This is a genomic window from Streptomyces sp. NPDC035033 (assembly GCF_040636735.1).
GTDB lineage: Bacteria > Actinomycetota > Actinomycetes > Streptomycetales > Streptomycetaceae > Streptomyces.
In genome coordinates this window covers 13,626-36,724 of record NZ_JBEZUZ010000060.1, presented here as the reverse complement: position 1 = coordinate 36,724, position 23,099 = coordinate 13,626, and the positions used below count along the sequence as shown (strand labels likewise).

The window sequence follows — 23,099 nt, the reverse complement described above, 5'->3', positions numbered from 1 at the left end:
GCCCCCATGGCACTGAGCCTGCGCAAGGTCGAGGAGACCGCGCCCGCGCTGGTCGGCCTGTACAGGACGGCGGGGGAGTCGCTGCGCCGGCACGGCGTCGACGGGCAGCGCGTCGCCGTCTACCTCGTCGTCGACTACTCCGGCTCGATGAAGCCGTACTACGGCGACGGCAGCGTCCAGGCCCTCGCCGACCGGGTGCTCGGGCTCTCCGCCCAGCTCGACGACGACGGACGGGTGCCGGTCGTCTTCTTCTCCACCGACGTCGACGCCGAGACCGAGATCCGGCTCGACGACCACGAGGGCCGGGTCGAGCGGATCGTCGCCGGCCTCGGCCACATGGGGAAGACCAGCTACCACCTCGCCATGGACGCGGTCATCGACCACTACCTCGACAGCGGGGCCACCGCGCCCGCGCTCGTCGTCTTCCAGACCGACGGCGGCCCCGTCAACCGGCTCGCCGCCGAGCGGTACGTCTGCAAGGCCGCCCGGCTGCCGATCTTCTGGCAGTTCGTCGGCTTCGGTGACCCCGGCAGCAAGCAGTTCGACTTCCTGCGCCGGCTCGACGAACTCGCCGTCCCCGAGCGCCGGTGCGTCGACAACTCCGGCTTCTTCCACGCCGGGAAGGACCCCGGCCGGGTCGCGGACGCGGAGCTGTACGACCGGCTGGTCGCCGAGTTCCCCCGCTGGCTCGCCGCCGCCCGCGCCCAGGGCATCGTCCGTTCCTGAGACCTCACGCGGCCGACGGCCGGGCGAACCGCTCGTCCCCGGAGGCGCGCTCCTGACGGGCCGCCGGGAAACCGGTGGTCGCCGTCGGGCCTCTGGAGGATCATGGGCGCATGAGTTCTCTCGTACGCCACGTGACCATCGACTGCGCCGACGCCTACGTCCTCGCCGGGTTCTGGGCGAAGGTGCTGGACGGCCGGCTCTCCGACGACGACCACCCCGGCGACCCCGAGGCCGTGGTCGAGTCGGCGGGGGCGGACCTGCTCTTCATCCAGGTGCCCGAGGGGAAGACGGTCAAGAACCGGATCCACCTCGACCTCCAGCCGCAGGACCGCACCCGCGACGAGGAGGTCGAGCGCCTGCTCGCCCTCGGCGCGACCCTCGTCGGCGACCACCGCAGGCCGGACGGCACGGGCTGGGCGACCCTGGCCGACCCCGAGGGCAACGAGTTCTGCGTGGAGCGCAGCAAGGCGGAGCGGGACGCCTCCTGACGGCCCCCGGGCCACCGCTCCCGGCGGTCTCCGGGCCGCCGGGACCGTCCGGAGCGGGTCGCCGTGAGCGTCCGGAGCAATCCGGACAGTAGATGTCGGGTATCCGGTGTTCCCTGGAACCATGCGCGACACCGGAACCCTCCCCTGGCCGGCCTTCGAGGCCGCCGAGCCCGAACTGGCCGCGACCGTACGCGAACGCTTCGGCCGGTACACCCACCACGCCCTCGCCACCCTGCGGCGGGACGGCTCGCCGCGGCTCAGCGGCATCGAGGCCGACTTCCGGGACGGCGAGCTGTGGCTCGGCATGATGCCGAACTCGCGCAAGGCCCTCGACCTGCGCCGCGATCCGCGCTTCTCCCTGCTCGCCAACCCGGGCGCGGGCACCGACATGGGCGGCGGGGACGTGCGGATCTCCGGGCGGGCCGTCGAGATCACCGACCCGGACGAGGTGGCGCGGTACGCCGCCGGGGCCGGGGCCCCACTGCCCTTCCACCTCTTCCGGGTGGAGCCCTCCGAGGTCGTCCGGACCTGGGTGAAGGGCGACGAGATCCACTTCACCACCTGGCGGCCCGGCCGCGCGCTCCGCACGCTGCGGCGGGGCAACGACGACGCCCCGCCGCGCGAGGACGGCTGAGCCCGTCGGAGCGGGCGGCGGACCGACGACAATGGACGGGTGTCAGCGACCAAGAAGAAGAACCAGGCGAACGTCGCCGCGCCCGAGCGGCGCCGCGAACTCCTCGACACCGCCGCCGAGGTCTTCGCCGCCCAGGGCTACAACGCCACCACCGTCCGCAAGATCGCGGACGCCGCCGGGATGCTCGCCGGCAGCCTCTACTACCACTTCGACTCCAAGGAGTCGATGCTCGACGAGATCCTCTCCACCTTCCTCACCGAGCTCTGGGAGGGGTACGACACCGTGCTCGCCGCCGGGCTGGGCCCCCGGGAGACCATCGAGGCCCTCGTTACCGAGTCCTTCCGCGAGATCGACCGGCACCGCGCCGCCGTCGCCATCTACCAGAAGGAGTCCCGGCACCTCACCGACCTGCCCCGCTTCCAGTACCTCGCCGACTCGCAGCGCAGGTTCGAGAAGGCCTGGCTCGGCACGCTGGAGCGCGGCGTCGGGGACGGCGTCTTCCGCGCCGACCTCGACGTCCGGCTCACCTACCGCTTCGTCCGCGACACCGTCTGGGTCGCCGCCTCCTGGTACCGGCCGGGCGGCCGGCACAGCCCCGAGGAGATCGCCCGCCAGTACCTGTCGATGGTCCTCGACGGCATCGCCGTCCGCCTCTGAAGGGCGTCAGCCGACCAGCCGCTCCCGCAGGCCCGCCAGGGTGCGCGGGGCCAGGCCCAGGCCGGCCGTCGCGTAGCGGTGGAGGCCGCCGTAGCCGGCGCGGACCTCGGCGAGGGCCGCGTCCAGGTACTCCCGGCGGACCTCCTGGAGCGGCACGATCAGCTCCGGGTCCCGCATGAGCCCGCCCTGCCTCAGGCCCTCGCGGACGCGGGCGTCGTGGGCGGCGCGGAAGGTGTTGGAGGCCAGGTAGTCCCCGGTGGCGAAGCGCTCCGGCACGCCGGCGAGGCGCAGGAGCAGCCAGCTCGTCCAGCCGGTGCGGTCCTTGCCCGAGGTGCAGTGGTAGAGCACCGGGCCGGCGCCGGGCGCGGCGAGCTCGCGCAGGGTCCGCCCGAACGCCTCCCGGTTGGCGGCGTCGGTGACGAAGCCGCGGTACACCTCCGTCATGAAGGCCGCCGCCCGGCCGCCGCCCAGCATCTCCTCCTGCCGCACCGGGTCGCGGGAGCCGATCGCGGCCATGAGCCGCTCGAACAGCCCCCGGTCGGTGATCGGCCGGGAGACGGCCGCGACCCCGGCGGGCAGCCGGTCGGCGCCGTCGTGCGCCACCTCCGCGGAGATCCGGAAGTCGATCACCCGGGCGAGCCCGAGCCCGCCGAGGGCGGTCAGGTCGGCGTCGGTCAGCTTCCCGAGGTGGTCGCCCCGGTGGACGAGCCCGTACCGGACCCGCCCGCCGTCGTACGTCGGATATCCGCCCAGGTCGCGGACGTTGACCGCGCCCCGCAGCGGGAGTTGCCGGATCGGGGCGGCGGTCCGGGGCCGGGCCGCGGCGGTGGACGGGGCGAGCGCCAGGGCGGCGGCGGCTCCGGCGGTGCTCAGCAGGGCGCGTCTCGACAGGGGCATGGCTGTCTCCCTCACGGGTGCCGGTGGGGGCCCGGCCGGACCCGGCTCGGCACCGGGTCCGCGCGGGGCGGATCGGCCGCTCTCCTGCCAAACATTTGTTAGGCGGCGGCCGCTGGGTGAGGAACGTAGCAGCCGGGGGCGGAGGAGGGGAGGGGTGCGCGCGCCGCGGACGCCCGTCCGGGGCCGGCTTCCCGCTCAGCGGGAAACGGGACCCCTGAGCCGCGCCGTCAGCGACGGCGCGGGGGCGTCCACTCCAGCCGGGTCCTGACCCGGGCGTCGCGCACGAACTCCAGGGCGGCGAGCGCCGTCTCCCAGGGCGCGCCGTCCGGGTCGCCGTCCGCCAGGATCGCCGCCAGCGCCTCCACCGCCCGCGGGTCCTGACGGATCGCCAGGCCCCGGGCCGCCTCCGCCGCCGTCTCCGGATCGGGGTCGGCGAGCCGCTCGGCCAGCGCCTCCCGGACGAGCGGGATGTCGTCGGGCAGTTCGGCGAGGGCCAGCACCGCCCAGTCCCGCACCCGGGCGTCCCCGTCCCGGCTCAGCCCGAGCAGCACCCCCAGGGCCTCCATGTCCCCGGCGGGCACGAGCCCCGCGAGGGCGCCCGCCGCCGCCCGCCGCACCTCCGCGTCCGGGTGGGCCGCCGCGGCGAGGAGCTCCGGCACCGCCGCCGGGTCCGCGCACGCCCCGAGCGCCGTCACCACCGAGAGCACCGGCTCCCGCCCGGGGCCCGCCTCCCCGGCCAGCCGCCGCAGCACCGGCACCGCGCTCGCCGCGAACCCGGGCAGCGCCCCGAGGACCCGCGCGCCGAGGGCCTGCCGCAGCGGATCGCGGTAGGCGCACCAGCCGGCCGCCGCCACGAAGGTCTCCTCGTCGGCCCGCCCGGCGAGTTCGGCCACCGCCGTCGTCCAGTCGTCGAGCTCCGGGTCCCCGCAGCGCAGCGCCCGCGCCGCCAGCTCCTCGTGCGGGGTGCGCCGGCCGAGCGCCGCCTCCAGGAGGGTCGCGACGGCCGCGTGCCCGGTCTGCCGCTCGTCGCCGCGCCCGGGCCGGCCGTCCTCCCGCAGCAGCTCGACCACCACGGTCACCCCGCCGTCCTCCCGGACCCGCCGCACCACCGCCTCGTACGTCTCCCCGCCGCCGTTCCCGGCGACCAGGCCGCGCCGCAGCTCGGCCGCCACGTCCACGCCGATCCACCGCCGCGCCTCCCGCAGCGCCGGCGCCGCGCCCCGCGCGCCGTGGTCGAGCAGCGCCCGGACGCAGGAGGGGGAGCCGCGCCGGGCGGCGGCGGTCAGCGGGGCCAGCCCGTCGGGCCCCGGCCGGTCGGGATCGGCGCCGTGGCCGAGCAGCGCCCGTACGGTCTCCGCGTGGCCGAGCCGCACCGCCCAGGCGAGCGCCGTGAAGCCGAACTCCTCCTCCTGGTCGGGCGGCGCACCCGCCGCGAGCAGCGCCCGCACCGTCCCCGTGTGGCCGCCGCAGGCCGCCCCGCACAGCGGCAGGTCCCCGCCGTCCGGGCCGCTCGCCCGGCCGGGGTCGGCCCCGGCGGCGAGCAGCAGCCGCGCGATCCCGGGCTCGTCGGCGACCGCCGCCCGGTAGAGGGCGGTCTCCCCGTCGTCGTCGACGGCCTCCGGATCCGCCCCGGCGCGCAGCGCCCGCACGACCGCGTCCTCGTCCCCGTCACCGATGGCCTCGAACAGCGTGCTCATGCACCGACCCTGACCCGCCATCGGCTCCCGGCGCAAATCCGCCCGTCCGGCTCAGGGCTTGCGGGCCTCGACGAGGAAGCGGGCCGTCGTCGCGACGAAGGGGCCCTCCCGGACGATCCGCTCGTGCAGCTCGCGCAGCCGGTCGCGGTACGCCTCCACCGTGAAGCCGGGCACCATCCAGATCACCTTGCGCAGGAACCAGACCACCGCGCCCACGTCCCGGAACTCGGTCCGCAGCGCCTCCGCCCGCAGGTCCACCACCTCCAGGCCGGCCGCCTCGGCGGCCCGCCGCGCGTCCTCGGGGTGCCGGGCCCGGCGGACCTCCTCCGGCTGCGGCCCGAGGAAGTACTCGACCAGCTCGAAGACGCTGGCGGGGCCGACCTGCTGGGAGAGGTAGGTGCCGCCGGGGCGCAGCACCCGCGCGATCTCCTCCCACCACACCGTCACCGGATGGCGGCTGACGACCAGGTCGAAGGCGGCGTCGCCGAAGGGCAGCGGCGGCTCGTCCTCGTCGTGGACGACGACCGCGCCGAGGGGGTGGAGCAGCCGGGTCGCCTTCGCCACGTTCGGCGGCCAGGACTCGGTGGCCGCCACCAGCGGCGGCAGCTTCGGCACCCCGGCCAGCACCTCCCCGCCGCCGGTCTGGATGTCCAGCGCGGCCGAGGCCGCGCCCATCCGCTCGCCCATCAGCCGCTGGTAGCCCCAGGAGGGACGCTCCTCGGTGGCCCGTCCGTCGAGCCAGGAGAAGTCCCAGCCCTCCATCGGGGCCGCCTCGGCCTCCGCCACCAGTTCCTCGAAACTCCGTACCATGCCCGTATTGTCCCCGCCGGGGCCGTGACGTGCGCGGTCTTTTCCGCCGGCCTCCTCACCCGGCGCAGTCGAGGACCGTCCCGCACAGCCGGCAGCGGGCCCGCAGGGTCCGGCCCGCCGGGACGCGCAGCCGCTGCCGGCAGACCGGGCAGGGGAAGGCGACCCCGGTGGCGGGCGCGCCGCCGTCGAAGGCGTACGGGGCGCCGGGCGCGGCCCGCCCCAGGCGCCGCTCCCGGGCGTAGCGGAGCCGGGCGAGCCGGCCGGCCGAGGCCAGCGGCGGCAGCCGCCGCTCCCGCTCGGCCTCGGCCCGGCCGCGCCGCCACGCCTCGTAGGCGGCCGGGCCGGTGAACCACGGCGAGGGGTCCTCGCCGAAGAGCTCGGCCCGCTGCGCGAGCACCCAGCCGAACTCCTCCGGCGTCAGGTAGCCGAGCTTCTGGCTCTCGGCGCCGTCCTGCCGGAAGGCGTCGAGAAGCAGCCAGCCCGCGCCCAGGTAGGCGGTGGCCACGTCGGTGAGGATCTCGTTCCGTCCGGTGTCGGGGAAGCGGAGGTCCAGCCGGTGCAGCAGGACGTGGGCGATCTCGTGGGCGAGGGCCGCGCCGATGTCCCGGGTCCGGGTCCGGAAGCGCTCGTTCAGCTCGACGGAGTACTCCGGCCCGGCGGCGAGTTCGACGGTGGCGGCGTGCTCCATCGCCCGGAACGAGACCACCATCCGGGCCTCCGGGAGCCGCAGGTGGCGGACCAGGGCGCCGGCCGCCCGGGTGGCGCCGAGGAGCGGGTCCTCGGCGGGGGAGAGGGCCACGTCGGCGGCGGCCACGCTGGTCGCGTACCGGCCGACGCCGGTGGGGCCGAGGCGCCGGTAGAGCGCGGTGAGCGAGGCGCGCACGGCCTCCCGGTGGGGGAAGCCGCGCTCCACCCCGTAGGCGTCCTCGCCGGTCCGGCCGGTCCCGCGGCGGTCCGTCACGCGCGCTCACCCCCTCGCCCCACTGTACGGTCCGGCGGCGGTCCCGCACCGCGGGCTCTGGCCGAAAAGGCTTTCTTGTGGCGGGAGTTGGAGGTTGTCCATACTCCGGACATGCCTTGACGGGCGCATGTCACTCCGGGCCGCCGGCCCGGATCCCGTGCGCGACCCGCCGTCGGGGCCGCACCCCCCATGCGTCAACCCCCCACGAGAGAAGGCAGACCGTGCAGAAGAAGAACCGACTCGTCCGCACCCTGCAGAAACTCGCCGCGGCCGGCGCCGTCGCTCTCGCCGCGCTCAGCCTCCAGCCCGTCTCCACCGCCACCGCCGCCCCCACGCCGGTCGTCGGCGGCACCCGCGCCGCCCAGGGCGAGTTCCCCTGGATGGTCCGGCTCTCCATGGGCTGCGGCGGCTCCCTGCTCACCCCCCAGATCGTCCTCACCGCCGCCCACTGCGTCAGCGGCTCCGGCACCAACACCTCCATCACCGCCACCGCCGGCGTCGTCGACCTCCAGTCGAGCAGCGCCATCAAGGTCCGCTCCACCAAGGTCCTCCAGGCCCCCGGCTACAACGGCAAGGGCAAGGACTGGGCGCTGATCAAGCTCGCCAGCCCCATCACCTCGCTGCCCACCCTGAAGATCGCCGAGACCACCGCGTACAACAGCGGCACCTTCACCGTGGCCGGCTGGGGCGCCGCCCGCGAGGGCGGCTCCCAGCAGCGCTACCTGCTCAAGGCGAACGTCCCCTTCGTCTCGGACGCCTCCTGCCAGGCCGCGTACGGCAGCGACCTCGTCCCGTCCGAGGAGATCTGCGCCGGCTACAGCCAGGGCGGGGTCGACACCTGCCAGGGCGACTCCGGCGGCCCGATGTTCCGCAAGGACAACGCCGGCGCCTGGATCCAGGTCGGCATCGTGAGCTGGGGCGAGGGCTGCGCCCGGGCCGGCTACCCCGGCGTCTACACGGAGGTCTCGACCTTCGCCGCCGCGATCAAGTCCGCCGCGGCCACGCTGTAACCCCCCACGGGCCGGGCCCCGGGGCGGCACAGCGCCCCGGGGCCCTTCCCCGTACGTCCCCTCAGCCCAGCTCCACCGCCTCCGGCCCGCCCCCGCCCGCCGCCGGCTCCACCTCCAGCACCCACACCTCGTTCGCGCCCTCCCGCAGCACCGGCCCCGGCACGAACAGCCCCTCCTGCGGGCCCGCCGCCGGCCAGTACCGGCCCAGGCAGAAGCCGTTCACCCAGACGAAGCCCCGGCCCGCGCCCGGCAGCCGCAGCTCCGCGTCCCCCGCGCCCGCCACCTCCACCGAGGCCCGGTACAGGCCCCGCCCGTCGTACCGCTCCGCCGCCGCCCGGAACGGCACCCGGCCCACCGCCTCCGCCGTGAACGCGTCCAGCCGCAGCCCCCGGGTCCGCACCCCGTGCACGTACTGCCGCTCGTGCAGCAGCCCGCCGGTGATCCCCTTCGGCTCCGCGAGCCGCGGCCCGTAGTTCACCCGGCCCAGCGACTCCACCCACAGGTCCACCACGGCCGGGCCCGCCACCGGCTCCGGCAGCACCGCGTCCTCCTCGGTGAGCACCCCGGCGAGGACGCCGTCCACCCACACCTGCGCCCGGTCCCGCAGCCCCGTCACCGCGAGCGGATACGGCTGCCGGGGACCCGGCACGAAGAAGCGGTACCGCACCAGACCCCGGTCCACGCCCAGCTCCTCGAAGGACGGCGGCGCCCCGGTCTCCGCCTCCGCGCCGCCCAGGACGCCCAGGACCGCGCCCAGCGCCGCCCACTCCGCGAGGTCCGCGCGCGCCGGGGCCGCCAGCCGGGCCGGCGGCTCCGGCACCTCCGGCAGCGGCCCCGCCGCGTACGGCGCGAGCACCTCCCGGAAGCGGTGGAACTTCTCCGTCGGCCGCCCCCACTCGTCCACCGGCGCGTCGTAGTCGTACGAGGTCACCGTCGGCAGCAGCCGGCCGTCGTGCAGGCCGCCGGAACGGTTCGCGCCCGCCCAGCCGCCGAAGTTCGAGCCCCCGTGCGCCATGTAGACGTTCACCGACGCCCCGCACTCCAGGACCTCCCGCAGCGCCTCCGCCGCGTCCGCCGCGTCCCGGCCCACGTGCTCCGTGCCCCAGTGGTCGAACCAGCCGCACCAGAACTCCATGCACATCAGCGGCCCCGACGGCCGGTGCCGGCGCAGCGCCGCGAACCCCTCCGCCGCGCCCGAGCCGAAGTTCGCCGTCGCCAGCACCCCCGGCACCGAACCGCCCGTCAGCATGTGGTCCTCGGGCCCGTCCGAGGTGAAGAGCGGCACCGTCACCCCGCACTCCCGCAACAGCCCCGCCAGCCACTCCAGATAGCGGGCGTCACTCCCGTAACTCCCGTACTCGTTCTCCACCTGGACCATGAGCACCGGACCGCCCCGGTCCGCCTGCCGCGCCACCACCTGCGGGAGCAGCCGCCGGAACCACGCCTCCACCGGCCCCAGGAACTCCGGGTCCCGGGTCCGCACCCGCCGGCCCAGCGGACCCGTCAGCCAGTGCGGCAGCCCGCCGTTCTCCCACTCGGCGCAGACGTACGGCCCCGGGCGCACGATCGCCCGCATCCCGGCCGCCGCCACCGCGTCCAGGAAACGGCCCAGCGCCCCCGGATCGGCGTACCGGCCCGGCTCCGGCTCGTGCAGGTTCCACGGCACGTACGTCTCGACACAGTCCAGCCCCATCGCGCGCAGCATCCCGAGCCGGTGCCCCCAGTGCCCCTCGTGCACCCGGAAGTAGTGCAGCGCCCCCGACAGCAGCCGCACCGGCCGCCCGTCGAGCAGAAAGTCCTCGTCACCCACAGCGAACGTGCTCATGGCCGCACCCTCACCCCCTGGCGGCGGGCCGGTCCATGGACAAAGATCGTCGCAGTTTGGACGTTAGAAGGGGCGGGCCACGGGATGTACCACACCTGGATGCGCTACTTCACGCCCGCCCCCGTCCACCACGGCCTCGGCCTCGTCTGCCTCGGCGTCGGCCTCCAGCACGGCAGGCTCCCCGTCGTCGGCCCCCGCACCCTCGACCACCACGTCGCCGTCGTCGTCTCCGCCGGCCGCGGCTGGTACCGCTCCGCCGACGGCCGCCGCACGCCCGTCGCCGCCCCCGCCCTGCTCTGGCTCACCCCCGGCGTCCCCCACCACTACGGCGCCGACCCCGCCACCGGCTGGGACGAGTCCTTCGCCGACTTCACCGGACCCGCCACCGCCACCTACACCGAACTCGGCTACATCGAGCCCGACCGGCCCGTCGTCCCCCTCACCGACGCCGCCCCCGCCCGCGCCGCCGTCGGCCGCATCGCCCGCGCCGCCCGGCCCGGCAACCCGCTCCTGGAGGTCGAGACCGCCGCCGCCGTCCACGAGCTCCTCGTCGCCCTGCGCCGCGCCCGCGCCGGCACCGGCGCCGACGGCGACCCCGTCCTCGCCGCCCTCGCCCGCGACGCCTTCCAGCCGCTCTCCGTCGCCGAGCACGCCGCCCGGCACGGCATGACCCCCGCCGAGCTGCGCGCCGCCGTCCGCCGGGCCGCCGGCCGCAGCCCCAAGGACTACCTGCTCACCGTCCGGCTCGACCGCGCCAAGGAGCTCCTCGCCGCCACCGAGCTGCCCGTCGCCGCCGTCGCCCGCCGCGTCGGCTACGACGACCCCGCCTACTTCTCCCGGCTCTTCACCCGAAGGGTCGGACTCGCCCCCGTCCGTTTCCGCGAACAACAGGGCCGCGCCGTCCACGGCGGCTGGAGCGACCGCGTTCCGGATCCCGAACGCCCGCCCACCCTCACCGGAGACTCCGTCTAAGCTCGCTGACCATGAGCGACACCAGGAACGACGCCAGCGAGATCGACCCGTCCGTCCGCGCCGAGCTGACCCGGCTGCGCGAGTCGATCGACAACATCGACGCCGCGGTCGTCCACATGCTCGCCGAACGCTTCAAGTGCACCCAGCAGGTCGGCGTCCTCAAGGCCGAGCACCACCTGCCGCCCGCCGACCCGGCCCGCGAGGCCCGCCAGATCGCCCGGCTGCGGGAGCTCGCCGAGAGCGCCAAACTGGACCCGGCCTTCGCGGAGAAGCTCCTCAACTTCATCATCGCCGAGGTCATCCGCCACCACGAGACGATCGCGGACGGAGCGCGCTGATGGCCCGCGTCACCGTCTTCACCCTCGGCGGGACGATCTCCGCGCGCGGCGGTGACGCGAGCCGCATGACCGGCCCGGAGGTCCTCGCCGCCCTCGGCGCCCCCGAGGACGTCGAACTCCGCGACTTCCGCCGGCTCCCCTCCTCCACCCTCGTCCCCGAGGACCTCGCCGCCCTCGCCGCCGAGGTGAACGAGACCGTCGCCGCCGGCTCCGGCGTCGTCGTCGTCCAGGGCACCGACACCCTGGAGGAGACCGCCTTCCTCCTCGACCTGCTCTGCCCCACCGACCGGGCCGCCATCGCCGTCACCGGCGCCATGCGCCGCCCCGACCTGCCCGGCGCCGACGGCCCCGCCAACCTCGCCGCCGCGCTCGCCGTCGCCGCCGACCCCGCCTGCCGCGGCCTCGGCGTCCTCGTCGTCCTCGCCGACGAGATCCACGCCGCCCGGCACGCCCGCAAGACCCACACCACCTCGGTCGCCGCCTTCGCCTCGCCCGGCGCCGGACCCCTCGGCACCGTCGTCGAGGGCACCCCGCGGATCCTGCTCCGCCCCACCGTGCCCACCGCCCCCCGCCGGCTCTCCTACGACCCGGCCGTACGGATCGCCCTGGTCACCCTGAGCCTCGGCGACCGCGGCGAACTCCTCTCCGCCGTCGACGACCGCTTCCAGGGCCTCGTCGTCGCCGCCTTCGGCGCCGGCCACGCCCCCGCCTGGCTCGTCGAACCCCTCGCCGAGATCGCCCGCCGCGTCCCGGTCGTCCTCGCCTCCCGCACCGGGGCGGGCACCGGCCTCAGCGACACCTACCGCGGCCCCGGCTCCGAGCACGACCTCCTCCGCCACGGCCTCGTCCCGGCCGGCCCGCTCGACCCCGCCAAGGCCCGGCTCCTCCTCGCCGCCCTCGTCTCCAGCGGCGCCGCGGGCCCCGGCGGGTACGACCGCCCCCGCATCACCGCCGCCTTCGCCCACCTCGACGGCACCGGCCTCGCGTGACGGCCGGCCGCGCCCGCGGATCCGCGCACCCCCGTACCGTCACGCCAGGCCATCAGGCAGCATGGGGCCCATGTCCGTACTGACGCGCGACGAAGCGCAGACCCGTGCCCAGTTGCTCGACGTCCACCACTACACCGTGGACCTCGACCTCACCACCGGCGACGAGACCTTCGGGTCCACCACCCTGATCCGGTTCACCGCCCGCGCCGCCGGGGACACCTTCGTCGAAGTCAAGCCGGACACCCTGCACTCCGCCGTCCTCGACGGCACCCCCCTCGACCCGGCGGACCTCGCCGGGAACCGGCTCCCGCTGCGCCTCACCGAGGGCGAGCACGAGCTCCGCCTCACCGCCACCATGCGCTACTCGCACACCGGCGAGGGCATGCACCGCTTCCTCGACCCCACCGACGGCGCGTCCTACGTCTACACCCAGCTCTTCATGGAGGACGTCCAGCGCGTCTTCGCCGCCTTCGACCAGCCCGACCTGAAGGCCGTCTTCGAGCTGACCGTCACCGCCCCCGAGGGCTGGACCGTCCTCTCCAACACCGTCACCGAGCGACAGGACGACGGCCGCTGGAAGGCCGCCCCCACCCAGCCGCTCTCCACCTACCTCGTCTGCGTCGCCGCGGGACCCTGGCACTCGATCCGCACCGAGCACGCCGGACTGCCCTTCGGCATCCACTGCCGCCGCTCCCTCGCCCCCCACCTCGACGCCGACGCCGACGAGATCATCGCCGTCACCAAGGCGTGCTTCGACCGCTTCCACGAGAAGTTCGACGAGCCCTACCCCTTCGACTCCTACGACCAGGCGTTCGTCCCCGAGTTCAACGCCGGCGCCATGGAGAACCCCGGCCTCGTCACCTTCCGCGACGAGTTCGTCTTCCGCTCCGCCGTCACCGCCACCGAGCGGATGACCCGCGCCATGGTCATCGCCCACGAGATGGCCCACATGTGGTTCGGCGACCTCGTCACCCTCCGCTGGTGGGACGACATCTGGCTGAACGAGTCCTTCGCCGAGTACATGGGCTACCAGACCGTCAACGAGGCCTGCTCCGACCTCTTCGCCGACACCTGGATCGACTTCGGCGTCAGCCGCAAGGCCTGGGGGTACGACGCCGACCAGCGGCCCTCCACCCACCCCGTCGCCCCGGACCCCGAGGCCGTCCCCGACACCGCCTCCGCCCTCCTCAACTTCGACGGCATCTCCTACGCCAAGGGCGCCTCCGCCCTGCGCCAGCTCGTCGCCTGGCTCGGCGAGGCCGACTTCCTCGCCGGCATCAACATCCACTTCAAGCGGCACAAGTTCGGCAACGCCACCCTCGCCGACTTCATCGACAACCTCGCCGCCGCCACCGACCGCGACGTCCACGCCTGGGCCGAGCGGTGGCTGCGCACCACCGGCGTCGACACCCTCACCCCCCGCCTCACCGGCGAGGGCAACCGCTGGGAGCTCGCCGTCGAGCACGCGGGCGACCGCCCCCACCGCGTCGAGGCCGGCCTCTACGACCGCCGCCCCGACGGCGAACTCGCCCTGCGCGAGCGGATCGCCCTCGACGTGCCGCAGAGCGAGCCCCTCCGGCTCTCCGGCCCCCGCCCCGACCTCGTCGTCCTCAACGACGGCGACCTCACCTACGCCAAGCTCCGCTTCGACGAGGTCTCCGAGGAGTCCGCCCTGCGCGGCCTCTCCCGCATCCCCGACCCGCTCGCCCGCGCGGTCGTCTGGAACGCCCTGCGGGACATGGTCCGCGACGGCGAGCTGGAGCCCGCCGCCTACCTGGAGACGGCCCTCGCCCACCTCCCCGACGAGTCCGACCTCGGCATCGTCCAGGGCGTCCTGGCCTTCGCCCGGCAGCAGATCGCCGACCGGTACGTCACCGAGGAGCGGCGCCCGGCCGCCCTCGCGACCCTCCGCGAGATCGCCCGCGCCCTGCTCCGCCGCACCGAGGACGGCGAAGAGCCCGGCCTGCGCCTCACCGCCGTCCGCACCCTCGTCGACAGCGCCACCACCCCCGACCAGATCGCCTCCTGGCTCGACGAGGGCACCGTCCACGGCGGCCCCGAGCTCGACCCGGAGCTGCGCTGGCGGATCCTCGCCCGGCTCGCCGTCCTCGGCGCCACCGACGAGACCGCCATCGCCGCCGAGCTGGCGCGCGACCCCAGCGCCACCGGCCAGGAGGGCGCGGCCCGCTGCCGCGCCTCGCTCCCCGACCCGGCGGCCAAGGCGGCGGCCTGGGCGGCCATGTTCGACTCCGACGACCTGTCGAACTACCTCTTCACCGCCACCGCCCTCGGCTTCTGGCAGCCCGAACAGGCCGAGCTGGTGCGGGAGTACGTGGGCCGCTTCTACGACGCGGCCATCGCCCTCGGCGACCGCCGGGGCCCCGCCATGGCCGAGGCCGCCGGACGCCACGCCTTCCCGGCGTACGCGGTCGACGCGGACTCCCTCGCCGTCGGCGAGCGCCGCCTCGCCGACGGCACCATGATCCCGGCCCTCCACCGCAAGCTCGCCGACCAGCTCGACGACCTCGCGCGCGCCCTCCGCGTCCGCGGGGCCTGAGCCCCCGGCGGGGCCCGGCGCGTCCACCGCGCCGGCCCCGCCGCGACCGTCCCGTCCCCCGTTCGGGTCACGTGGCCGGGCTCGCCGGACAGACCCCGGCCGCCCCCGGCACGCTGTCGTCCATGCGTGCCGCACCCCCGCCACCCCTCGCCGCCCAGCCCACCCCCCTCAGCCGTCTCCTCGGCATCGCCCTGGACGCCCTGCGCGCCGGCGCCGAGGAACGCGGCGGCCCGCTGCCGGCCGGCGGACCGCGGGCCGTCACCGCACGGGTGCGGGACGCCCTCGGAGCCGTCCTCCCCGAGACCGGCACCGGCCAGGACGAGGCCCTGCGCACCCTGGTGCACCTGCTCGCCGCGGGCGCGGCCGACCCCGCGCACCCGCTGTGCGCCGCCCATCTGCACACCCCGCCGCTCGCCGTCGCCGCCGCCGCCGACCTGGCGGCCGCCGCGCTCAACCCGTCCCTGGACTCCTGGGACCAGGCGCCGGCCGCCTCCGCCCTGGAGGCGGAGGTCACCGCCGCGCTCGCCGCCGAGGTCTTCCCGGCCGCCGACCGTCCCGACGCGCTCGTCACCACCGGCGGCACCGAGTCCAACCAGCTGGCCCTGCTCCTCGCCCGGGAGCGGCACGGCCCCGGCCTCACCACCGTCACCGGGGCGGCCGCCCACCACTCCTTCCGCCGCGCCGCCTGGCTCCTCGGCCTCCCCGAACCGGTCGTCCTCCCCACCCCCCGGGGCGTCCTCGACCCCGAAGCCGTGGCCCGGACCCTCGCCGAGCGGGAGGGGCCCGTCCTCCTCGCCGCCACCGCCGGCACCACCGACGAGGGCCTGATCGACCCGCTGCCGGCCCTCGCCGACGCCTGCGCGGCCCACGGCGCCGAGCTCCACGTGGACGCGGCCTACGGCGGCCCGCTCCTCCTCAGCCGCGCCCACCGCCCCCTCCTGGAGGGCCTGGACCGGGCCCGTACCGTCACCCTCGACCTGCACAAGCTCGGCTGGCAGCCGGTCGCCGCCGGGCTCCTCGCCGTCCGCGAGGCCGGCGACCTCGCCGCCCTCGCCCACACCGCCGACTACCTCAACGCCGGCGACGACACCGAGGCCGGCCTCCCCGACCTCCTCGGCCGCTCCCTGCGCACCACCCGCCGCCCCGACGTCCTCAAGGCCGCCGTCACCCTGCGCGCGCTCGGCCGCTCCGGACTCGGCGCCCTGGTCGACCTCTGCATGGAGCGCGCCCGGGACCTGGCCGACCTGGTGGAGAAGGCCCCGGAGCTCGAACTGCGGGCCCGGCCCGTCCTGACCACCGTCCTCTTCCGCCCCGCCGGCGCCGAGGACGCGGCCGTGGCCGCGATCCGCCGCCGGCTCCTCGCCGAGGGGCGGGCCGTCCTCGGCCGCGCCGAGGCCGACGGCCGGCTCTGGCTCAAGGCCACCCTGCTCAACCCCCACACCACCCCCGACGACCTGGCCCAGCTCATCACCCTCGTGGAAGGCGGCACCGACCGATGACCGGCAGCACCCCCCAGCAGGACCTCGACCGCCCGCACGATCTGGTCGGCGTCGGCATCGGCCCGTTCAACCTCTCGCTCGCCGCCCTCGCCGACGGCGTCCCCGGCGGGCTCGCCGCCACCTTCTTCGAGCAGCGGCCCGCCTTCCACTGGCACCCGGGCCTCCTCATCGAGGGCGCCACCCTCCAGGTGCCGTTCCTCGCCGACCTGGTGACCCTCGCCGACCCGGCCAGCCCCTGGTCCTTCCTCAACTACCTGAAGGGCCGCGAGCGCCTCTTCCCCTTCTACTTCGCGGAGAAGTTCCACATCCAGCGGGCCGAGTACGACGCCTACTGCCGCTGGGTCAGCGAGCGGCTGCCCGGCCTCCACTTCGGCCACCAGGTCGACTCGGTCCGCTGGAACCCCGAGCGCAGGCTCTTCGAGGTCGACTTCACCCAGCTCGACCAGGACGGCGAGGCCGCCGCCCTCGGCCGCGCCTACACCCGCAACGTGGTCCTGGGCGTCGGCACCGAGCCGTACGTCCCCGAGCCGCTGCGCCCGCTCGCCGACGCCCCCGGCGTGCCGGTGATCCACTCCGCCGACTACCTGGCCCACCGGGAGTCGCTGGTCGCCGCCGGGCACGTCACCGTCATCGGCTCCGGCCAGTCCGGCGCCGAGGTCTTCCTCGACCTGCTGCGGGCCCGCCCGGCCGGCGCCGAGCGGATCAGCTGGCTCTCCCGCACCGAGGCCTTCGCGCCGATGGAGTACTCGAAGCTGGGCCTGGAGCACTTCACCCCCGACTACACCCGCTACTTCCACGGCCTGCCGGAGCCGGTCCGGGGCGAACTGCTGCCCCGCCAGTGGCAGTTGCACAAGGGCATCGACGCGGAGACCATCGCCGCGATCCACGACGAGCTCTACCGCCGCACCCTGCACGGCGGCTGGCCGGACGCCGTCCTCACCCCCGGGGTGCGGGTCCGCACGGCGGGCCGGGTCGCCACCACCCAGGTCGAGCTGCACCTGGAGCACGTCCAGCAGGGGACCCGCTCCCGGCTCACCACCGACGCCGTCGTCCTCGCCACCGGCTACCGGGAGCGCCCGGTCGACCGGATGCTGGCCGGCCTCGACCCGTACCTGCGGCACGACGCGGCGGGCCGGGCGCGGATCGACGAGCGGTACCGGATGGTGCTCGACCCCTCGGTGACCGGCTCGGTCTACGTGCAGAACGCGGAGCGCCACACCCACGGCGTCGGCGCCCCCGACCTGGGCCTGGCGGCCTGGCGCAGCGCGGTCATCCTCAACGCGGTCACCGGCAAGGAGCCGTACCCGCTGCCGCGCCGGACCGCCTTCACCAGCTTCGGACTGGACGCGCGAGGGGCGTCGGGCATCCCGGCGCAGGACCGGAGGCTGACGCCCCTCGTGCAGAGCTGACGGCTAGAAGACGGGCACGCCGTCCCGGGTCAGCTTCCAGTCCACGGACGCGAACTGCCCCGGGTCGACCGTTCCCCTGGCCCGCACCCACTGGATGATCGTGTTGCGGATCTCGTCCGAGTTCGCCCACAGCTGCTCGGCCCTGGCGACGTGCGGGAAGGCGCCGCCGCCGCTGGCGCGGTAGTTGTTGACGGCGAGGACGAACTTCGCGGCCGGGTCGAGCGGCTCGCCCTCGAAGGACAGGCCGGTGATCCGCTGTCCGACCGGCTTGGCGATGTCGATCTCGTACGTGAGCCCGGAGACGGCGTCGTAGTTGTAGTCCGGGGTGTTCTCCGCGTTGGTGAGCTTCGCGGTGTCGACGGGGGCGCCCGCCGGGGTCCGGACGTAGTACTTCGCCGAGTACTCCAGGTACTCCTTCAGCTGGGCGCCCGTCATCAGGCGGGCCTCCAGGGTGTTCTCGAAGGGGTAGAGCCCGGCGGCGTCCTTGATGGTGATCTCGCCGGCCGGGATGCGGGCCGTGCGGGAGAAGCAGGAGGCCTGCGAGAGCACCGGCAGGGAGGCGTACGCGCCGCCGGCCAGGGCCGCCTTGACCGTCTCGGCCTGGACGACGTTGATCAGGTCGATGATCGGCTCGTCCTTCCACGGCGCGTCGGCCGTGGTCATGGCGGCGGTGGAGGTGCCGATGACGGTGTTGACGTAGGCCACGACCTTCTTGTGCTCGTCGGCGAGCAGGCCGGTGATCTCCGGGTCCTCCTCGACGGTGTTGGAGTTGAGGACTTGGGCGGCGACCTTCTCCACCGTCCAGCGGCCCTTCTCCCACACCAGGTCGAAGTCGAAGAGGGTGAGGCGCTGGCCCCACTTCAGCGGCTCGGAGAGGACGACCTCCTTGCCGGTCTCCTTGTTGGCGATCCGGTACTCGGGGATCTCGGTGTGGGCGTGGCCGACGAGGATCGCGTCGATGCCGGGGACCTGCTCGGCGACGAGGCCGGCCGCGTTCTCGACGTGCGGGAGCTGGTCGCCGTACGAGGAGGTGCCGCTGGAGCCGGAGTGGGCGGAGACGACGACGACGTCGGCGCCCATCGAGCGCAGCTTCGGCACCCACGTCGCGGCCTGCTCCTCCAGGCCGGGGAAGACCATCCGGCCGCTGACGTTGGCCTTGTCCCAGATGGCGATGCCGGGGTTGGTCAGGCCGAGCACGGCGACCTTGACGTCCTTGCCGTGCGGGGTGCGCAGCCGGTGGAGGCTGTACGGCGGGAAGGCCGGGCGCAGCGTCTTCGCGTCGAGCGCGTTGGCGCCGAGCAGCGGGAAGTCGCACTGCTCCTCGAACTTCCGCAGCACCGGGATGCCGTAGTTGAACTCGTGGTTGCCGAGTGCGGCGGCGTCGTAGCCGATGGCGTTCATGGCCTGCGCCATGGGGTGGACGGGACCGCCGTCCTGCGTGATCGGGTCGACCTTGGCGTAGTAGTACGAGAGCTGGGTGCCCTGGATGGTGTCGCCGGCGTCGATGAGGAGGGTCTTGCCGCGGCCCTTGGCCTCGCGGACCCGGTTCACCAGGGTGGAGATCTTGGCGAGGCCGACGTCGTTGTGGGCCTTGTCGTCGAACTCCTTGTCCGTGAAGTAGTCCCAGTTGAAGACGTTGCCGTGCAGGTCGGTGGTGCCCATGACGGTGAAGGAGTACCGCTTGGCCGGCCGGGGGCGGGACTCCCGGGCCTCGGCGGGGGCGGCGACCCCGGCGGTGAGGGCGGCCCCGGCTCCGATGGCGGCGGAGCTCTCCAGGAAGGTCCGGCGGTTCAGCGGCATGTGTTTCTCCTTGTTCGACGGCGCTGTCTCAGGTGCACAACGCGCGTAGATTCTGGCTCAGACGCCTCTGCCGCAACAGCCCTTTCGGGTTACGGAGTGGGAAAGTGTTCGTATGCCACCGATCCCCGGCCCGGAGGAGTCCGCCGTGACGCACGCCCACCCCACCCCCCAGGCGCCGCAGGTGACGGTCCGCGGCGAGGGCCGGCTGGAGGTCGAGCCCGAACTGGTCCGGTTCCGGCTCGCCGTCTCCGCCCGGGGCACCGACCGCGCCGCCGTGCTCGCCGACCTCACCCGCCGCAACGCCGAGGTGCTCGACCTGATCAGGGCGCGCGGGGCGGCGGTGGGGAAGCTGGAGACCGGCGGCTTCTCGATCGCCCCGGAGCAGTCCCGCCGGCAGCGGGGCGAGCGGGTGCGGGCCTACCGGGGGCACGTGCGGATCGTCGTCGAGCTGACCGACTTCACGGTCCTCGGTGAACTGGTGCCCGCGCTCGCGGACCGGGAGCAGACGGAGGTGGACGGGCCGTGGTGGGAGCTGCGCCCGGACTCGGAGGCGTACGCGGAGGTCCGCCGGCTCGCGGTGGCGGAGGCGGTGCGCCGGGCGCGGTCCTACGCGGAGGCGCTGGGCACCTCGCTGGGCTCACTCCTCGAACTGTCGGACGCCGGGCTGCCGGAGCCGGGCGCGCCGCGGGACGGCGGCTTCCACCCGATGGCGGTCGGGTACGCGGCGGAGGAGCCGGGCGCGGCCCCCTCGCTCGACATCGAACCGCGGCGCCGGACGGTGACCGCCGAGGTCGTCGCGCGGTTCACGATGCTGCCGCCCGCACTCTGAGACGAGGGGCTCCGGGGCGTGGAAAACGCTCATCGGAGCGCGCCGGCGCACAGATTCAAGACTTGTCAACAACGTTTCACGGAAAGGTTGTTGAGTAGTCATGCCGGACCCACCGGCTACTGATGGGTAAGGCCCTAGGCTCGCCTCATGCGCCGAGCGAAAATCGTTTGTACCCTTGGGCCCGCCACCGAAACATACGACCAGATCAAGGCGTTGATCGAAGCCGGCATGGACGTGGCCCGCCTCAACCTCAGCCACGGCACCTACGCCGAGCACGAGGAGCGTTACCTGCGGGTCCGCAAGGCGGCCGACGAGACCGGCCGCAGCGTCGGGGTGCTCGCCGACCTTCAAGGCCCGAAGATCCGGCTCGGCCGCTTCCGCGAGGGGCCGGTACTCCTTGAACGCGGCGACGAGTTCACCATCACCGTCGAGCCGATGGAGGGCGACCGCCACCGCTGCGGCACCACCTACGCCGGTCTCGCCTCGGACGTCACCGCCGGTGAACGGATCCTCGTCGACGACGGCCGGGTCACCCTGGAGGTCACCTCCGTCGACGGGCCCCGGGTGGTCACCCGGGTCGTCGAGGGCGGCATGGTCTCCGACCACAAGGGGCTCAACCTGCCGGGCGTCGCCGTCTCCGTCCCCGCCCTCTCCGAGAAGGACGTCGAGGACCTCCGCTGGGCGCTGCGCACCGGCGCCGACGTCATCGCCCTCTCCTTCGTCCGCTCCGCCCGGGACATCGAGGACGTCCACCGGATCATGGACGAGGAGGGCCGCCGCCTCCCGGTCATCGCCAAGATCGAGAAGCCGCAGGCGGTCGAGAACATCGAGGAGATCGTCGCGGCCTTCGACGGCATCATGGTCGCCCGCGGCGACCTCGGCGTCGAGATGCCGCTGGAGCAGGTGCCGATCGTGCAGAAGCGCGCGGTCAAGCTCGCCAAGCGGAACGCCAAGCCGGTCATCGTCGCCACCCAGATGCTCGACTCGATGATCGACAGCTCCCGGCCCACCCGCGCCGAGGCGTCCGACGTGGCCAACGCGGTCATCGACGGCACCGACGCCGTGATGCTCTCCGGCGAGACCAGCGTCGGCCGCTTCCCGATCGAGACGGTCCGCACCATGAGCCGGATCGTCGAGGCCGCCGAGGAGGACGTCCTCGCCAAGGGCCTGCCGCCGCTGACCGAGCGGAACAAGCCGCGCACCCAGGGCGGCGCCGTGGCCCGCGCGGCGGCCGAGATGGGCGACTTCCTGGGGGCGAAGTTCCTGGTCGCCTTCACCCAGTCCGGCGACACCGTGCGGCGGCTCTCCCGCTACCGCTCGCCGATCCCGCTGCTGGCCTTCACGCCGGACCCGGCCACCCGCTCGCAGCTCAACCTGACCTGGGGCGTGGAGACCTTCCTCGGCCCGCACGTGGACTCCACGGACGCGATGGTCGCCCAGGTCGACGAGGAGCTGCTGCGCATCGGACGCTGCCGGAAGGGCGACGTCGTGGTGATCACGGCCGGTTCCCCGCCCGGCGTCTCGGGCTCGACGAACCTGGTCCGCGTGCACCACATCGGAGACCCGCTCTCCTGAGCCGCGGGCCCCGCGCCCGAGACGGTGTACCCGAAAGAACCCCGCCACCAGCCTCCTGCCGGCGGGGTTCTCCGTGTTTCCGCACGGCCCGGAAGCCGCGAGTCCGGAGCCCTTGACGGGCGCTCTCCCACCCTGGACCGCACGGGCCGGCGGCCTGCCGCATCGAGGTCGGTACCCGGGGCCCACGTGGGTGTCCACGAGCGCGACGGACGCTTTGCGGGCGGTGGGGACGTTGCGGGGGGCGGCGCCTCGGGCGGTGGTCCTCCCCTCGACACCGGACCTGGTGAGGGCGTCACCGAACGGCTTCCGGACATCGTCCGAGTGCGAGGTGGCGGGAGCGAGGTGTGGGACGTGCCCGCCGACTGCGGAGGGCGGCGCGGGAGATCCCGGTCCGCTTGCCGACGGAGCCGAGGCTTCGGCCCTGGGCGACGAGAGCGAGCGCCTGCTTGCGCGCTTCGACGTCGTACGCGCGACCGAGGGCGGCCGAATCACTCCCGGTTCGGGGGCTGGACGACCGGGCTTCACGCCCGCGGATGACGAACCCTCGACGGGCTGGCTTCCTTGGAATTAAAGGGAAAGTGCCCCGGGTGGGATTCGAACCCACGCTGTATGGTGTTTGAGACCATCGCCTCTTCCGCTGGGCTACCGGGGCTTCCTTCGAAACGAAGGTCATTGGCAACCTGTCGTGTCCAAACATACAGGACCTCGGTAGGCTCATGTAGCAGTAGCTGCCCCGCAACGAGGAGCCCCCGTGACCGCCCCCGAGTCGCCTCAGCCCGCCGACGCCGTCGACGACGCGTCCCACGTCCCGCCGCTGACCACCCGCGTCGTCATCGCCGAGGACGAGGCCCTGATCCGCCTCGATCTCAAGGAGATGCTGGAGGAGGAGGGCTACACGGTCGTCGGTGAGGCGGGCGACGGCGCCACCGCCGTCGAGCTGGCCCGCGAGCACCGCCCCGACCTGGTGATCCTGGACGTGAAGATGCCCGTCCTCGACGGCATCTCCGCCGCGGAGAAGATCGCCGGCGAGTCCATCGCCCCGGTCCTCATGCTCACCGCCTTCTCCCAGCGCGACCTCGTCGAGCGGGCCCGGGACGCCGGCGCGATGGCCTACCTGGTGAAGCCCTTCAGCAAGAGCGACGTCGTGCCGGCCATCGAGATGGCCGTCTCCCGCTTCGCCGAGCTGCGCGCCCTGGAGCAGGAGGTCGCCGACCTCACCCAGCGCCTGGAGACCCGCAAGCTGGTCGACCGCGCCAAGTCGATCCTCCAGACCCAGTACGGGCTGAGCGAGCCGGCCGCCTTCCGCTGGATCCAGAAGACCTCCATGGACCGCCGCATGTCCATGCAGCAGGTCGCCGAGGCCGTCATCGAGGACGCCGAGGAGAAGAAGGCCGCCAAGGGGCAGTAGCACCCCGCCGGCACAACG

The 23,099-nt window shown here is 74.6% G+C and carries 20 protein-coding genes, 1 tRNA gene and 1 pseudogene; 14 read left to right on the top strand and 8 right to left on the bottom strand.

The annotated features are described in order from the left end of the window. The first annotated feature begins 6 nt into the window (after window positions 1–6). From AB0E83_RS23170 to AB0E83_RS23155, 4 genes are all read left to right on the top strand, one after another. Window positions 7–726 (top strand): VWA domain-containing protein, encoded by a 720-nt coding sequence (locus AB0E83_RS23170; protein WP_362114956.1) that lies wholly within the window; start codon window positions 7–9, stop codon window positions 724–726. 110 nt (window positions 727–836) lie between these two features. Beyond that, complete coding sequence (locus tag AB0E83_RS23165; protein ID WP_362114953.1) at window positions 837–1,214, top strand: VOC family protein; 378 nt, start codon at window positions 837–839, stop codon at window positions 1,212–1,214. 121 nt (window positions 1,215–1,335) lie between these two features. Then, window positions 1,336–1,848, top strand: coding sequence for a pyridoxamine 5'-phosphate oxidase family protein (locus AB0E83_RS23160; RefSeq protein WP_362114950.1), 513 nt, complete (start codon window positions 1,336–1,338; stop codon window positions 1,846–1,848). A 39-nt stretch (window positions 1,849–1,887) separates the two neighbouring features. Then, window positions 1,888–2,505: a TetR/AcrR family transcriptional regulator gene (locus AB0E83_RS23155; RefSeq protein ID WP_362114947.1), complete on the top strand. Its 618-nt coding sequence runs from the start codon at window positions 1,888–1,890 to the stop codon at window positions 2,503–2,505. Window positions 2,506–2,511: 6 nt separating this feature from the next. Here the strand turns inward: AB0E83_RS23155 and AB0E83_RS23150 are convergent, their stop codons facing one another. The 4 genes from AB0E83_RS23150 to AB0E83_RS23135 all read right to left on the bottom strand — a co-directional run bounded on the left by AB0E83_RS23150 (window position 2,512) and on the right by AB0E83_RS23135 (window position 6,870). Beyond that, complete coding sequence (locus AB0E83_RS23150) at window positions 2,512–3,402, bottom strand: tyrosine-protein phosphatase (RefSeq protein ID WP_362114944.1); 891 nt, start codon at window positions 3,400–3,402, stop codon at window positions 2,512–2,514. 227 nt (window positions 3,403–3,629) lie between these two features. Further along, on the bottom strand, window positions 3,630–5,099 hold the full coding sequence (locus tag AB0E83_RS23145) for an ankyrin repeat domain-containing protein (RefSeq protein WP_362114941.1): 1,470 nt from the start codon (window positions 5,097–5,099) through the stop codon (window positions 3,630–3,632). A gap of 51 nt (window positions 5,100–5,150) precedes the next feature. After that, window positions 5,151–5,909: a class I SAM-dependent methyltransferase gene (locus AB0E83_RS23140; protein WP_362114938.1), complete on the bottom strand. Its 759-nt coding sequence runs from the start codon at window positions 5,907–5,909 to the stop codon at window positions 5,151–5,153. Window positions 5,910–5,964: 55 nt separating this feature from the next. Then, the gene (locus AB0E83_RS23135; protein ID WP_362114935.1) at window positions 5,965–6,870 is read right to left on the bottom strand and encodes a hypothetical protein; all 906 of its coding nucleotides are present in this window, start codon (window positions 6,868–6,870) and stop codon (window positions 5,965–5,967) included. Window positions 6,871–7,091: 221 nt separating this feature from the next. Here AB0E83_RS23135 and AB0E83_RS23130 point away from each other — a divergent pair, with 221 nt between their 5' ends. After that, window positions 7,092–7,880, top strand: coding sequence for a serine protease (locus tag AB0E83_RS23130; RefSeq protein WP_362114932.1), 789 nt, complete (start codon window positions 7,092–7,094; stop codon window positions 7,878–7,880). 61 nt (window positions 7,881–7,941) lie between these two features. Here the strand turns inward: AB0E83_RS23130 and AB0E83_RS23125 are convergent, their stop codons facing one another. Further along, window positions 7,942–9,705: a beta-galactosidase family protein gene (locus AB0E83_RS23125; RefSeq protein ID WP_362114929.1), complete on the bottom strand. Its 1,764-nt coding sequence runs from the start codon at window positions 9,703–9,705 to the stop codon at window positions 7,942–7,944. An 84-nt stretch (window positions 9,706–9,789) separates the two neighbouring features. Here AB0E83_RS23125 and AB0E83_RS23120 point away from each other — a divergent pair, with 84 nt between their 5' ends. The 6 genes from AB0E83_RS23120 (at window position 9,790) to AB0E83_RS23095 (ending at window position 17,469) form a co-directional block, all read left to right on the top strand. Beyond that, complete coding sequence (locus AB0E83_RS23120; RefSeq protein WP_362114926.1) at window positions 9,790–10,677, top strand: AraC family transcriptional regulator; 888 nt, start codon at window positions 9,790–9,792, stop codon at window positions 10,675–10,677. A gap of 11 nt (window positions 10,678–10,688) precedes the next feature. Further along, window positions 10,689–11,015: a chorismate mutase gene (locus AB0E83_RS23115; protein WP_362114923.1), complete on the top strand. Its 327-nt coding sequence runs from the start codon at window positions 10,689–10,691 to the stop codon at window positions 11,013–11,015. Beyond that, a complete protein-coding gene (locus AB0E83_RS23110; protein WP_362114920.1) occupies window positions 11,015–12,004 on the top strand; it encodes an asparaginase domain-containing protein in 990 nt (329 codons plus the stop codon). Before AB0E83_RS23115 ends, AB0E83_RS23110 begins: the two co-directional genes overlap by 1 nt. A 70-nt stretch (window positions 12,005–12,074) precedes the next feature. After that, window positions 12,075–14,561, top strand: a complete 2,487-nt coding sequence (gene pepN / locus AB0E83_RS23105) for an aminopeptidase N (protein WP_362114917.1) — start codon at window positions 12,075–12,077, stop codon at window positions 14,559–14,561. A 122-nt stretch (window positions 14,562–14,683) separates the two neighbouring features. Further along, the gene (locus AB0E83_RS23100; RefSeq protein ID WP_362114914.1) at window positions 14,684–16,060 is read left to right on the top strand and encodes an aminotransferase class V-fold PLP-dependent enzyme; all 1,377 of its coding nucleotides are present in this window, start codon (window positions 14,684–14,686) and stop codon (window positions 16,058–16,060) included. After that, the gene (locus AB0E83_RS23095; protein WP_362114911.1) at window positions 16,057–17,469 is read left to right on the top strand and encodes a SidA/IucD/PvdA family monooxygenase; all 1,413 of its coding nucleotides are present in this window, start codon (window positions 16,057–16,059) and stop codon (window positions 17,467–17,469) included. The genes AB0E83_RS23100 and AB0E83_RS23095 overlap by 4 nt, the downstream gene beginning before the upstream one ends. A gap of 3 nt (window positions 17,470–17,472) precedes the next feature. Here the strand turns inward: AB0E83_RS23095 and AB0E83_RS23090 are convergent, their stop codons facing one another. Then, on the bottom strand, window positions 17,473–19,269 hold the full coding sequence (locus tag AB0E83_RS23090; protein WP_362114909.1) for a 5'-nucleotidase C-terminal domain-containing protein: 1,797 nt from the start codon (window positions 19,267–19,269) through the stop codon (window positions 17,473–17,475). A gap of 112 nt (window positions 19,270–19,381) precedes the next feature. On the opposite strand from AB0E83_RS23090, the gene AB0E83_RS23085 reads away from it, so the two are divergent. Together AB0E83_RS23085 and pyk are read left to right on the top strand one after the other, a co-directional pair. Beyond that, entirely contained in the window at window positions 19,382–20,098 is a 717-nt protein-coding gene (locus AB0E83_RS23085; protein ID WP_362114906.1) for an SIMPL domain-containing protein, read from the top strand. A 147-nt stretch (window positions 20,099–20,245) separates the two neighbouring features. After that, on the top strand, window positions 20,246–21,673 hold the full coding sequence (gene pyk / locus AB0E83_RS23080; RefSeq protein WP_362114903.1) for a pyruvate kinase: 1,428 nt from the start codon (window positions 20,246–20,248) through the stop codon (window positions 21,671–21,673). 349 nt (window positions 21,674–22,022) lie between these two features. Here pyk and AB0E83_RS23075 read toward each other — a convergent pair. Together AB0E83_RS23075 and AB0E83_RS23070 are read right to left on the bottom strand one after the other, a co-directional pair. After that, a pseudogene (locus AB0E83_RS23075) lies at window positions 22,023–22,208 on the bottom strand (hypothetical protein); the annotation flags it as partial. 44 nt (window positions 22,209–22,252) lie between these two features. Further along, window positions 22,253–22,325: transfer RNA gene (locus AB0E83_RS23070), tRNA-Leu, on the bottom strand. Between the two features lie 99 nt (window positions 22,326–22,424). On the opposite strand from AB0E83_RS23070, the gene AB0E83_RS23065 reads away from it, so the two are divergent. Continuing rightward, complete coding sequence (locus AB0E83_RS23065; protein WP_362114900.1) at window positions 22,425–23,081, top strand: response regulator; 657 nt, start codon at window positions 22,425–22,427, stop codon at window positions 23,079–23,081. Window positions 23,082–23,099 lie beyond the last annotated feature (18 nt).

Excerpts from the sequence above, each read along its gene's own strand:
- pepN (WP_362114917.1), top strand. The coding sequence starts at position 12,075 with ATGTCCGTACTGACGCGCGACGAAGCGCAGACCCGTGCCCAGTTGCTC.
- AB0E83_RS23125 (WP_362114929.1), bottom strand. The coding sequence starts at position 9,705 with ATGAGCACGTTCGCTGTGGGTGACGAGGACTTTCTGCTCGACGGGCGG.
- AB0E83_RS23115 (WP_362114923.1), top strand. The coding sequence starts at position 10,689 with ATGAGCGACACCAGGAACGACGCCAGCGAGATCGACCCGTCCGTCCGC.
- AB0E83_RS23110 (WP_362114920.1), top strand. The coding sequence starts at position 11,015 with ATGGCCCGCGTCACCGTCTTCACCCTCGGCGGGACGATCTCCGCGCGC.
- AB0E83_RS23145 (WP_362114941.1), bottom strand. The coding sequence starts at position 5,099 with ATGAGCACGCTGTTCGAGGCCATCGGTGACGGGGACGAGGACGCGGTC.
- AB0E83_RS23100 (WP_362114914.1), top strand. The coding sequence starts at position 14,684 with ATGCGTGCCGCACCCCCGCCACCCCTCGCCGCCCAGCCCACCCCCCTC.
- AB0E83_RS23165 (WP_362114953.1), top strand. The coding sequence starts at position 837 with ATGAGTTCTCTCGTACGCCACGTGACCATCGACTGCGCCGACGCCTAC.
- AB0E83_RS23160 (WP_362114950.1), top strand. The coding sequence starts at position 1,336 with ATGCGCGACACCGGAACCCTCCCCTGGCCGGCCTTCGAGGCCGCCGAG.
- AB0E83_RS23090 (WP_362114909.1), bottom strand. The coding sequence starts at position 19,269 with ATGCCGCTGAACCGCCGGACCTTCCTGGAGAGCTCCGCCGCCATCGGA.
- AB0E83_RS23150 (WP_362114944.1), bottom strand. The coding sequence starts at position 3,402 with ATGCCCCTGTCGAGACGCGCCCTGCTGAGCACCGCCGGAGCCGCCGCC.
- AB0E83_RS23140 (WP_362114938.1), bottom strand. The coding sequence starts at position 5,909 with ATGGTACGGAGTTTCGAGGAACTGGTGGCGGAGGCCGAGGCGGCCCCG.
- AB0E83_RS23085 (WP_362114906.1), top strand. The coding sequence starts at position 19,382 with ATGCCACCGATCCCCGGCCCGGAGGAGTCCGCCGTGACGCACGCCCAC.
- AB0E83_RS23170 (WP_362114956.1), top strand. The coding sequence starts at position 7 with ATGGCACTGAGCCTGCGCAAGGTCGAGGAGACCGCGCCCGCGCTGGTC.
- AB0E83_RS23120 (WP_362114926.1), top strand. The coding sequence starts at position 9,790 with ATGTACCACACCTGGATGCGCTACTTCACGCCCGCCCCCGTCCACCAC.
- pyk (WP_362114903.1), top strand. The coding sequence starts at position 20,246 with ATGCGCCGAGCGAAAATCGTTTGTACCCTTGGGCCCGCCACCGAAACA.
- AB0E83_RS23095 (WP_362114911.1), top strand. The coding sequence starts at position 16,057 with ATGACCGGCAGCACCCCCCAGCAGGACCTCGACCGCCCGCACGATCTG.